This is a genomic window from Pseudidiomarina atlantica, from assembly GCF_000753735.1.
GTDB lineage: Bacteria > Pseudomonadota > Gammaproteobacteria > Enterobacterales > Alteromonadaceae > Pseudidiomarina > Pseudidiomarina atlantica.
The window spans coordinates 1-371 of sequence record NZ_JPIN01000039.1; the positions used below are offsets into that span (position 1 = coordinate 1).

A 371-nucleotide genomic window follows, 5' to 3' on the forward strand; every position below is an offset into this window, starting at 1 on the left:
TGCGTGGTCGCACCCTTAAAGTTCGTCACCGCCGTTACTTCACCGCGGGCGTTGACCGTTTGACTGGCACTCACCACCCCACTGCCGTATCGCTGCGGTAAAGTGATGCTGGTGGGAATACCGCGCACATAGTTATTAAACTCGACAAAGCGATTCGCCACATTCCAACTTTCACGCTTTAACAAACCATTGCCATGATGCGTTTGCGTGCGCTGCAACACCCCATATGAGCGCGATTGATACGGCAACAGTGACATCGACGTGCTCGCATTGTAGTAACTTTGGCGACTCACCTCGGTCCACTGCGTACCATTGCTCGAACGCTCAGTTTTTGTGGGTAAATTCAACACCCACAACTGCGTATCATGCTG

The 371-nt window shown here is 52.3% G+C and carries 1 protein-coding gene; it reads right to left on the reverse strand.

The features are described 5' to 3' along the window. A partial coding sequence (locus IDAT_RS13355) for a hypothetical protein (RefSeq protein WP_034734447.1) occupies positions 1-371 on the reverse strand: 371 nt, incomplete at both ends.